Genomic DNA, 10,749 nt, shown 5'->3' on the forward strand with positions numbered 1-10,749 from the left:
ACTGAAAACTACCTCTTTAATTAGAAGAAAATTGCATTCAAAGGAGATAGGCCAATGAATTTCTGGGAAGTTGTATTGATAGTTGTAAATTTTAGTCTATTGAGTTGGATACTGTTAGTAGGCAGGGAAACGAAAAAGTGGTCTAAATTAGCTACTTTGGTTGCCGTTGTAATGGTTACAGTTCAGCTATTAGCAGAAGGTTTTAGATGGCAAATGATTCCGGCTTATGTATCCCCAGTTATCTTGTTTTTATGCTATTTATTAGCTGGGCGGAAAAAGGGCTTTAGAAGCTGGGGTATGTTCATAGTTAAGACTTTGTTGTTGTGCATCTATGTGTCTGTAGCAGTTGCGCTACCCTTACTTATGCCAGTATTTTCATTTGAGGAACCAACTGGCCCACATAAGGTCGGTACGAAGCTATATCATTGGGTTGATCATGAGAGAAATGAACCATATTCGAAAAATCCATCCGATCGACGCGAACTGATGGTGCAAATTTGGTATCCTGCAGCTGAAAAAAGCAAGGGGGATCGAGAACCTTATATTCGTAACATAAATGAGCTCTCCAAGGGATTGGAAAAAACATTGTCCATTCCAGCATTTGCATTCAGCCACCTGGGCTTGGTAAAATCGCATTCGTTTAAGGATGTACAACTATCAGACTCAGAGAATCACTATCCCATCTTAGTTTTCTCTCATGGTTATACTGGTTTTCGTAATCAAAACACGTTTGAAGTTGAGGAGTTGGCTAGTCAAGGATATATTGTTCTAGGTATCGATCATCCATTTGATGCTGCAGCTACCGTTTTTCCAGATGGTCGAACTGCTTACATACAAACCGACAATTTAACTGATTTTAACGAACGCGATCGCCACATCAAATTATGGAAAGACGATGTCACTTTTGTACTTGACCAGTTAGAGAAGCTTAATCAAAACGATGAGACCGGCTTCTTTACAGGAAAGATTGATACCTCGCGTATTGGAATGTTTGGGCACTCTTACGGTGGGGCTACCGCAGCACAAATACTTGCAGAAGACTCTCGTGTCAAAGCCGCCATCGATATGGATGGCACATTGCATGGGGAAGTTTTACCTGAAGGTGGGATTGGAAAACCATTTCTGCTCATGAGTGCAGAAATAGATGAAGATTCTGATGAAGATTCCTATAAAGACAAGGTTCGCAATGAACGTGGGTTAGCTGGTGGTGGTATGTCAATGGTCATTCCCCATACGGATCATGGAAGCTTCACTGATTTTCATTTGTTCTCCCCTCTATTGCGGAGCCCAGGTGAAAATCCAAAGGAAGTTCATCGCATTATCAACGAATTCAGCCTGGCATTTTTTGATCAGTATGTAAAACAGAAGGACGACGGTTCCACCCTTAAAGGGCTGACGACCAAATACCCGGAAGTGAATTTTAAAGTAAACCGATAACTAGAAACTAACTTGGCAATTAAATGAAGTACAATCGTCAAATTTTTAAAGAACGAATTCAACGAAAATCAACTCAAAAACAATTAGGAAAACTAGCGGGAGTTACTCAAAAAACGATTTCAAGTATCGAAGCTGGTGGCCAAGGAGTAAAAATTGGTACCTATGAAAAGGTATTATCAGAAGTACTTTTAAATGTAAAAGGAGCAATGTCTTAAAAGACTTTGCTCCACTTGACTAAACCACCCGTTAGCTTAAGTATTTTCTTTCACAAACTTTTGCTTGGTGTTAATACGATTTAATAACCTTTTGTTCAATTCCCATAACGCGGTTTTATTGCTATCCCATTTCAAAAGCGTTACTGCCTCTTCAAAACATAGCCATTTGTAGTTGAGGTGCTCTTTTGATAAAGATATATCTTTTGTAGGAACTTTAACACCAAAAGAAAATTCTTTTAATACATAAACGTCTTCTCCCCAAAGGAAGTTCCCAACTACATCTTCTACTGGTAGTGAAGACATAGAATCTAATTCAATATATGGATAATCTCTTGTAATACCAGCCTCTTCAAATGCTTCTCGTTTAGCAGATTCAATAGGAGTCTCACCCTCTTCTCCACCACCAGCTAATCCCTGCCAATATCCATAATCACTTCTCTTAAAAATTGCATATTCAATAGAATTGTCAGTGATTATATAAGGAAATACCAAAACTTGATAAGGTGCCCTCATTGCTTATCTCCTCCCAAAAATAACCTTAAAATAAATTTGACCTTTCTTCAACCAACCTGCACCGTTCGTAAAAAACGTCTTCACTTGTTGGAGAAACGTCACCGTTCCAATTTCATTCCATAGAATACTTTACCTATCAAATCATAGGGTATCAATTTTCCTAATGCTTTTTATTTGATGTTATACATTAAAATTAGACGATACTTTTTCATCTATAATTTGAAAATCATAACCTTTGAGAGGTGTTTTTGAATTAATGTGAATGATTACTTCAAATATTAGGGAAATCAAACCCCATATCAAACAAATAAAGTGTGTATATTCGCTTGGGATGAGATAAATGAACGCCATAGTGAGGAACACACCTGCCATCACCATAATGAAATATAGATACTCTAGATGAACCCAACAAAGAATTAGTAAATGTGTGGCGTTAATAATGCAAAGGACTGGATCCCTGAAGCATATCCGACCAATGATGAAAACTGGCTTGGATTTGCTTTCATTGTCATCAATTTATAAAATAGGATTCCTAAAAAAGGAACCAATAAACCTCCACTTATGTAGAATTTGATCAATATAGTTTCATTAAGAACATAAGTTAATAACAAATGCCAACAGCCAATATGTAGAGCCAGCTATAAGCATAAACCCACCGCCACGATATTGCTGAATAAAATCGAACCTATCTCTATGAATCGCAACATTCTTAGGTAGCTGGTATCCTCATATTATTGTCTCCTTCTTGAAATATAGTGATTTCTTATAGTATCAGGTCAATTTTTGCGAGTTACAATTATACCATATTTCCCATATAGTTCTATGCAATTCTCTCATACGAGGTGACCAATAACTATGTATTGCCTTAATTTATATATGTAATTTTTTCCTTTTTCAAGTAAACTGCCTCGTTAGTTCAACAACTTCTTTAAACCAATTCTTGTGTAGGCTTTATTATAGGTCGTACCATCATCATTATAAAATATGGCATTTTTTAAATATGGGTCGGAGCTAGGTTCGTAACCATGTTTGCTAATTAACTTTATCATTCTGGGATTTTCTATTGGGTCAACACTCACAAATATCTCAGAATGACCTAAACTCTTTGCAATATTTTCTCTATACTTAATCAAATCTGAACCTATACCATTACCCCGATAATCCTCTTTTACATATAGGTCACTTAATTTAGGAAGGAAAGTGCCTTTTAATTTAAGAACTCCAAAACCCAATATAAGTAAGTCTTGTTCAGCGATTGCCAAATATACTTCCCTTTTTGCAAATTGCTTTAAATAATTCGTGAATAAATCTTTATTATTTCTAATATCACATAAACCTGATAAGTCGTTTTCATTCGCTAATCTTATTATGTATTTCATTGTTATTCCCACTTCCTTATTCTTCAATAAATCACTATTATAAATAGTCAATTCTTTCTTCAACAATCCTGCCAGTTAGCTCAATAAGAAAAGCACCTTTGACTTCGGTGCTTGATCTAAAACTCTTGCCCCCGTTTGTTTAAGAACAATTCTTCACAAACTTTTCTAACTCTACATTTCATCAATATTTTTATTCAACAAATTAAGTTCCTCATCAAGTGATGTGCCACTGTCCTTCTTTGTAATTTCAAAAGGTTTTTTATAAAGACAAGCATATTTCAAAGCAAGAAATCCATCGACTGGAAATGTGGAAGTTTGCCATTCTTGACGGTATCCTAAAATTCCCCTTTGTTTAATAATTCGGTCCAATTCTTTTACTACACATAGTACAAATTCATCAAAGTTGCATTTCGTCTTTAATATCGTTTTAGGCAAATTAGGATTCATTTTTCTATCTACAAAAGGATTTTGAACTTCTGTAATGATAATTTCTAGGTCTTCAAAATCTCGCTTAAATTCCCAACGCAATAAATAAGGACCAGTTTGCCACTCAATGCCTCCATTGATTTTATGAAAAGCACCCTCTTTCCAACTTAATTTGCATAATGGATGTATAGATGCTAAATATGAAACAAAGTCTCCGAGAGCATCTGAATGAAAAGTAGGATAAAACTCAAATTTTTGCTCGTTAATCTCTAAAACACAGGTTGCATTACCACTTTTAATATTTACATATGAAAATTTCAAATTAGACCACCTCCACAATATATCAAAGCCAATAATATATATTTCTTTAACATAATAGTTTAAACCTTTTTGCGTTAACCTGCCCCATTAGTACAATAAGAAAAAAAGAGCTGCCTATGCAACTCAATGAGCTTCAAGAAAAGCACCCCGTTAGCCCTCCATGAAGCGCGAAAATAATCTCTTCACCACAGAAAATGAAAGGTGATTAAGTTCTTTCATGGGAGTTTAATAAGAACAGCGACGCTTCTTCAACAATCGCGCCCTTTAACAGAAGACTCGATTTCAAGATAATCTTCAAAGTTTATTATTATCTAATTTTTCTTTTATTAGCATCATTGAATTACGAATTTCATTGATCTCACTAATAGTTAGTCCATTAAACAATTGATTTACTTGTTCATCTGACTGATTGTTAATTTTATCTAGTAGTTCTTCCCCTTTTCTCGTCAAAAATAGGAGATTTTTTCTACTGTCTATTGGTGAGCTTTTTTTCTCTATTAATCCTTCCCTCTCAAATTTACGTAAAATTCTGCTCAAATAGCTTCTATCAATATTAAGTTCTTGCACGAGATTATTTGCAATACACTCAGTTCTCTCGCTTATTTCAAATAGTATTCGTGCTTCGGTTAATGAATAATCTGTATCTAGAATTTGGTTATTAAATAAACCAAGTACCTTGGTATAAAAACGATTGAATTGTCTGATATCATAAATAATTTCTTTATCCATACTTTCTCCTTTAGTTGACTTAGTCCACATTTAATATTAATATAAATATATCCCTAAAATGTGGACAAAGTCAATGTTTTAGGGATACTATTTTCAAAAACCTGTGGCAATCCTTATTAAGACCTAATTGAAGGAGATCGTATATGATTATTCGAGAAATTAAAAAAGAAGACAATGCAAAAGTAAAAGAAATTATACAAGATTCATTAAAAACACTTGGATTAGCGGTTCCTGGATCAGCTTATTTTGATCCTCAACTTAACGACCTTTACCAATATTATAATAATTTAAAACATGCGAACTATTGGGTAGTAGAATTAGATGGGGAAGTTGTAGGTGGAATTGGTATAGCACCGTTCAGCGAACAGGATAAAGTTTGCGAATTACAAAAGCTATACTTAAGTCCAAAAGCACAAGGTTTAGGGCTTTCCAAGAAATTAATGGAAACAGCTTTGTCATTTGCCTCTAAACATTATGAAAAGTGCTATTTAGAAACAATGCATGAATTAAAAACTGCATGTATTTTATATGAAAAATTTGGATTTACACTTTTACAAGAACCCCTACCAGGTTCTGAACACTCTGCTATGGATGCCTGGTATTTAAAAGATTTGAATTAGCTATAAGAAGTCCATTAATTCGATTATAACTAAAAGCTAATATATAGAAAAAAAGCCGATTTCCAAATGTAAACTGTACCCTATAAGATAGACACTTTGAAAAAAGTCTATCCTATAGGGTACTTTTGTTTATAATTAGAAAAAAGATGTCGGAGCGGAATAAATGACGAAAAGATTATTTACTAAAAAAGAGCAAGAACAACTTAACTGTAATCCTAATGTCCAAGCTATTAGTGATAAAGCGATTACTTATACTGAGGAATTTAAACGCCATTTTATTGCAGAAAATGAAAAAGGAAAACTCCCAAGAATGATTTTTGAAGAGGCCGGTTTAGATGTTGAACTGATTGGTTTGAAGCGCATTAGTTCAGCGGGAAAGCGGTGGCGTGCAGCTTATCGTACAACTGGAGTAGCGGGTCTACAAGATACACGGAAAACGAATTCAGGTCGTCCAATAGAACGAGAATTAAGTTTAGAAGAAAAAATTACACGATTAGAAGCGAAAAATCGATTATTACAAGCGGAGAATGAACTTTTAAAAAAGCTCGATCTACTCGAAAGGCAGATGTTAAAGAAGAAATAACAATCGCAACAGAACTAAAATTTAATTTAATCCGTAAAACGATTCAAAAATATAAACTAAAACGGTTAGTTAGCTATCTATGTGAAATCATGGGCGTATCTCGTTCAGGTTACTATAATTATTTCGCAGAAAAATCAACACAAAAGCGTGCAGCACATGAGTTAGCGGATGAAGCAGTCAAAGAAATTATTTTAAAAGCGTATCATTTCCGAGGACGTAAGAAAGGTGCACGTCAAATTAAAATGACGTTAGAAAATCAATATGGGATTACGTATAACTTAAAACGTATACGCCGCATTATGAAGAAATTCGAGATTGTATGTCCAATTCGAAAAGCTAATCCGGCACGTAGAATGGCCAAAGCGACAAAAGAACATCGTACATGTCCAAATGAATTACAGCGTAACTTTAAACAAGGTATAGCAGGAAAAGTATTATTAACAGATATCACGTATTTGACGTACGGAAACGGCAAACGTGCTTATTTATCAACGATTAAGGACGCTGAGACAAACGAAATTTTAGCATATGAAGTATCTGCTTCATTAAGTATGGATATCGCGCTCAATACTCTTCGTAAATTGAAGCGAAATCACCACCATTTAACGAACGATGCATTTATTCATTCAGATCAAGGATTCCATTATACGAATCCAAAATTCCAGAAACTTGTGAAGGATATGGGACTAGGGCAATCTATGTCACGCCGAGGAAACTGTTGGGATAACGCCCCTCAAGAATCCTTCTTCGGCCATTTTAAAGATGAAACCAATCTGAAAGCGTGCGAAACATTAGAAGAAGTAAAACGAGAAGTGAAAAGTTATATGATATATTACAACCATTATCGAGAGCAATGGAACTTGAAAAAGCTGCCGCCTGCAAAATACAGACAGCAGCTTCAAAAGGTTGCCTAGCTTTTTTTCAAAATGTCCTTTACAAAGGGTACACTTTAATGTGGAGTTCGGCTTTTTTGTAACTTTATGAAAGGTTGTACTTAAACTACACTGCCCCGTTAATTCAATAAAGAAAAAAGAGCTGCATACGCAACTCAATGATCTTCAAGTAAACCCATTAGTTTAAGTGAACTTATTCACAAAGTTATTTTATTATTGAATAAATGCAAGTGTCTGTTAATCGACATCCATCTGCTGATAAATCCTCATTCCTTAGTGTTCCTTCTAACTTAAATCCGAGTTTTTCTGGGATGGAACGACTCTTATAATTTGTTGATTCACACCTAATTTCAATTCTTCTAAATATGATTTGATTTAATCCGAAATTAATTAACTCTTTTATAGCTTCTGTCATATATCCATTGCCACTAAAAGTGGAATTAATCCAGTATCCAATTTCACATTTTGGAATATTCCAATCAATCCCTTGAAAGCTCGCTGCTCCAATAAATTCATCAGTATCTATATGAAAGATAAGAAAACGAAAGCATTCTCTTTTTAAAAAGTTAATATGAGCATTTCTTAGATTAATCTCTGTTTCTTCAATACTAGGAATTTCTTGAGCAAAAGGCATCCACGCTTTTAATTCAGTAAAGGAATCTCTAATTGCTTGGTTAACAATATTTCCGTCTCCAGAATGATTTGGAGCGCGAAGAATTAATCTTTCTGTTGTTAATTGTGTTGGAATATCTAATAGTAAAGGATTATACATTTCATTTTCCCCCTTTAAATTTTTGAGTACTAAAAAAACTCCCTCCCAAGACATTCATCTTGAGGACGAGAGTTGTAACTTCGTGGTACCACCTCAGTTTGTTGATATGTCACCATATCAACCTCTTACATAACCTATCTTTATATCGGAAGTACCCGTCTCACGATCCCTAATCATTAGATTGGTAAGATGCTCAGAGGCTTTTTTCATTAAGATCACTATTACTCCTTTTTAGCAAATAGAAGTTCTCTGTAAATAATCAACTCTTAATTACTTCTCATCAACGCTTGATATATTTAGAATTTTTTAATACTTTATCTAAAATTGCTATTATTGTCAATAATTCACTTGTTCAACTATCCTGCTTCGTTAGTTTAAGAAGGCTGTTTTCTCAAAGATTGTTGCTAAATGAAAGAATCAGATATTCAAAAGATAGTGGTATATTTTGGATTAGCTGTGTTTGTTTAAAAAAAAAATATTAGTTGGACATTCAGAAGATGCTATTCTGGCAATTATCGAACAACTAGAGAAAAGTAACATTCCGTTTAAAATAGGAATCAAAGATATTTTAAAACGGTCGTCTGAAGAATACGAAGGTTTTTATATGGTCAAAGTTCAAAAGAAATGTGCTAAACAAGTAGAAGCCATTGTTGCGCAGTATGTGTCGCAAGAAGATTTGAAGAATTGGTATAAAGTGGAGAAAAAGAAAAGTAGAAAATTAGAGAGAAAGGAAAAAGCTCTTTATTTGTTTGTAGCTTTTATATACTTTATAGCGGTAGTTGCCATCGAAATGGGTATGAGCTTAGGATTGGAGATCGTTCCGTCTATCGGTTGCGCCGTGTTATTGATGGGTGGTATGTTTATGACGATAAAATTTTACAAAGAGATGAAAAAAGAATCGGGTGATTCGAGAGAGACCTATAAATGGTTGATGATTGTCGGTATTGCTTGGATATTTTATGCCGTTGCTTCTTTTATATCTGTATTTCGACTTTTTAGTTGGCTTTCTTTCATTTACTTACTGCTTCTTTCACATATCTCCACATTTTTCTAGTTCGCAGAAGCAACAATCTATACGAAAACAGCCTTTAATAAAGAAAAAAAGAGCTGCATCTGCAACCCAATGATCTTCAAGTAAAGCACCCCGTTAGCCATCCATGAAGTGCAAAAAGCAGCACTTCACCACAGAAAATGAAAGATGATTAAGTTCTTTCATGGGAGTTTAAGTGCATTTAATCACAATTACAAATAAACAATACACCCTTTTTCCTCCAATTCACTTATCCACTTTGGTATGTTTAATTGATGGTTCCATCTAAGATCAAGACGCTCTAACCCCTCAATTTCCAGCAATGATTTTGGTAAGTCCGTTAGAAGATTACTTCTTAGATCAATTTCTAATAAATTCTTCAATTGTCCAATCTCTTCAGGCAATGTGGTTAATTGATTATGTCTCAAATTTAATCGTCTCAACCTTAAACATTTATGTAGCGATTGAGGAATATCTTTTAATTGATTGTCTTCCATATCTAAAACACGTAATAATGACAATTCCCCTAAATTTACTGGAAGAGTTGTGATTTGATTATTTTTTAAATGCAATTCCTTTAAGTTACTTAATCCACTAATACTGTACGGCAACTCTTTTAATTGATTATTCATTACACGGAGTTCTATAATATTGGTCAAATGTCCAAGTTCTTCAGGTAATTTTATTAATTGATTATCACTTAGATTTAAATATTTCACTTTGACCAGCTTAGAGATTTCAGGTGGAATGGATTGTAATTTATTATTATGAAGATATAAATAATCCTCCATATTATTAAGGGAGCCAATTTCAGGAGGAAGAACATCAATTTCATTATGCCCTGCATCCAGCATTCTAAGTTCTGTTAAATTCTCTATCTCAGCAGGCATTTTACTAATCTTATTAACTGATATATTCAAAACTTTTAATCTGTTCATTTTATAAATTTCTGAAGGAATCGTTGTTAACTTATTATCAAAAAGGTTTAAATTTGTTATTTCTTTTATGGGTACATCTAAATTAGGTAAAGAGTCTAATTTCATATGGGGAAAGTTTAGTTTCATTTGTCTGCCTCCTTTTAAAAATACAATCTTAACATAATTCAATGGTCTTTATACAATTTTTAGATCTTTGCTAAACTAACCTGCTCCGTTAGTTGAGTAAAAAATAAGAGCTGTCTAAACAGCTCAATATTCTTCAAATAAAGCTCCCTTTAGTTCAACAAAATGAATTGCAAGGACAACCTTTATACACAATATGTGGGCAAAGAACCCGATTGAACATCCCCTGCCGCTATCGGACAAAGGATATTTATCGGTTGATAGCACAACCGATATTAACTCTCTTTCTGATGAGTATGTCGCTAATATGTTATTAAAAGTCAGTAATAGACCGACAAGTAATTTTATGCAAATGATTCGGATTATCCATCCTAGAAAGACCACTAGTAACCGCAAGGGATGGTGGAAAGAATTATATATGCAAACTTTAATCCGAAGTATGTTCAAATGGCTGTTACAATTCTTCGCACCTACTATAACTTTTTATTTAGGAATGAAAACAAAGGGAAAGGAGAAATTAACTCCAGCTCAACAACTTGGTTTAACAAACGATTTTCGATTAATGATATTTTATATTTCAAATAAAGAGGCTGGGACATAACTAGCTTCAATTCATGAGAAATCCGACTTTGAATTCATTCAAAGTCGGATTTCTCTATCTTTTATGTTGTCTCCAGATAGCTTTTAGCTAATGGCTGTGAATTTTCTTAAATTCACGGCCATTAATGCGAGGCCCATCTCGTTTTCAACCTTCGATTTTCCTCGTACAG

Annotated in this window: 12 protein-coding genes and 1 other annotated feature; of the genes, 6 read left to right on the forward strand and 6 right to left on the reverse strand. The window is 34.1% G+C overall.

Features of this window, described 5'->3' with window-relative positions; genetic code table 11:
• The first annotated feature begins 54 nt into the window (after nt 1–54).
• Both ACIPKN_RS05010 and ACIPKN_RS05015 read left to right on the forward strand, forming a co-directional pair.
• Entirely contained in the window at nt 55–1,437 is a 1,383-nt protein-coding gene (locus ACIPKN_RS05010) for an alpha/beta hydrolase family protein (RefSeq protein WP_400934009.1), read from the forward strand.
• Between the two features lie 23 nt (nt 1,438–1,460).
• Nucleotides 1,461–1,652, forward strand: a complete 192-nt coding sequence (locus ACIPKN_RS05015) for a helix-turn-helix domain-containing protein (protein WP_400934012.1) — start codon at nt 1,461–1,463, stop codon at nt 1,650–1,652.
• Nucleotides 1,653–1,688: 36 nt separating this feature from the next.
• On the opposite strand, the gene ACIPKN_RS05020 is transcribed toward ACIPKN_RS05015, so the two are convergent.
• The 4 genes from ACIPKN_RS05020 to ACIPKN_RS05035 form a co-directional block, all read right to left on the reverse strand.
• The gene (locus tag ACIPKN_RS05020) at nt 1,689–2,165 is read right to left on the reverse strand and encodes an NUDIX hydrolase (RefSeq protein ID WP_400934014.1); all 477 of its coding nucleotides are present in this window, start codon (nt 2,163–2,165) and stop codon (nt 1,689–1,691) included.
• 911 nt (nt 2,166–3,076) lie between these two features.
• Nucleotides 3,077–3,607, reverse strand: coding sequence for a GNAT family N-acetyltransferase (locus ACIPKN_RS05025; protein WP_400934017.1), 531 nt, complete (start codon nt 3,605–3,607; stop codon nt 3,077–3,079).
• 108 nt (nt 3,608–3,715) lie between these two features.
• The gene (locus ACIPKN_RS05030) at nt 3,716–4,291 is read right to left on the reverse strand and encodes a hypothetical protein (protein WP_400934019.1); all 576 of its coding nucleotides are present in this window, start codon (nt 4,289–4,291) and stop codon (nt 3,716–3,718) included.
• A 294-nt stretch (nt 4,292–4,585) separates the two neighbouring features.
• The gene (locus tag ACIPKN_RS05035) at nt 4,586–5,020 is read right to left on the reverse strand and encodes a MarR family winged helix-turn-helix transcriptional regulator (protein WP_400934020.1); all 435 of its coding nucleotides are present in this window, start codon (nt 5,018–5,020) and stop codon (nt 4,586–4,588) included.
• A gap of 143 nt (nt 5,021–5,163) precedes the next feature.
• On the opposite strand from ACIPKN_RS05035, the gene ACIPKN_RS05040 reads away from it, so the two are divergent.
• Both ACIPKN_RS05040 and ACIPKN_RS05045 read left to right on the forward strand, forming a co-directional pair.
• On the forward strand, nt 5,164–5,640 hold the full coding sequence (locus ACIPKN_RS05040) for a GNAT family N-acetyltransferase (protein ID WP_400934023.1): 477 nt from the start codon (nt 5,164–5,166) through the stop codon (nt 5,638–5,640).
• A 163-nt stretch (nt 5,641–5,803) separates the two neighbouring features.
• Nucleotides 5,804–7,137 (forward strand): IS3 family transposase gene (locus tag ACIPKN_RS05045; RefSeq protein ID WP_400934025.1). Its coding sequence is split into 2 segments (ribosomal slippage): nt 5,804–6,188 and nt 6,188–7,137, totalling 1,335 coding nucleotides; the frame shifts between segments, so codons are not numbered across the junction.
• Nucleotides 7,138–7,321: 184 nt separating this feature from the next.
• Here ACIPKN_RS05045 and ACIPKN_RS05050 read toward each other — a convergent pair.
• Nucleotides 7,322–7,888 (reverse strand): GNAT family N-acetyltransferase, encoded by a 567-nt coding sequence (locus ACIPKN_RS05050; RefSeq protein WP_400934026.1) that lies wholly within the window; start codon nt 7,886–7,888, stop codon nt 7,322–7,324.
• Nucleotides 7,889–7,946: 58 nt separating this feature from the next.
• Nucleotides 7,947–8,181 (reverse strand) — a binding site (T-box leader).
• Between the two features lie 167 nt (nt 8,182–8,348).
• On the opposite strand from ACIPKN_RS05050, the gene ACIPKN_RS05055 reads away from it, so the two are divergent.
• Nucleotides 8,349–8,942: a hypothetical protein gene (locus tag ACIPKN_RS05055; protein WP_400934028.1), complete on the forward strand. Its 594-nt coding sequence runs from the start codon at nt 8,349–8,351 to the stop codon at nt 8,940–8,942.
• 188 nt (nt 8,943–9,130) lie between these two features.
• Here ACIPKN_RS05055 and ACIPKN_RS05060 read toward each other — a convergent pair whose 3' ends face one another.
• Complete coding sequence (locus ACIPKN_RS05060; protein WP_400934029.1) at nt 9,131–9,982, reverse strand: leucine-rich repeat domain-containing protein; 852 nt, start codon at nt 9,980–9,982, stop codon at nt 9,131–9,133.
• Nucleotides 9,983–10,286: 304 nt separating this feature from the next.
• Between ACIPKN_RS05060 and ACIPKN_RS05065 the strand changes: the two genes are divergently transcribed.
• Nucleotides 10,287–10,580 carry a hypothetical protein gene (locus ACIPKN_RS05065; RefSeq protein ID WP_400934031.1) on the forward strand — a complete coding sequence of 98 codons (294 nt, stop codon included), beginning with the start codon at nt 10,287–10,289 and terminating at the stop codon, nt 10,578–10,580.
• Nucleotides 10,581–10,749: the final 169 nt, after the last annotated feature.

The organism is Lysinibacillus sp. NPDC086135 (genome assembly GCF_044746345.1).
Classification (GTDB): domain Bacteria; phylum Bacillota; class Bacilli; order Bacillales_A; family Planococcaceae; genus Lysinibacillus.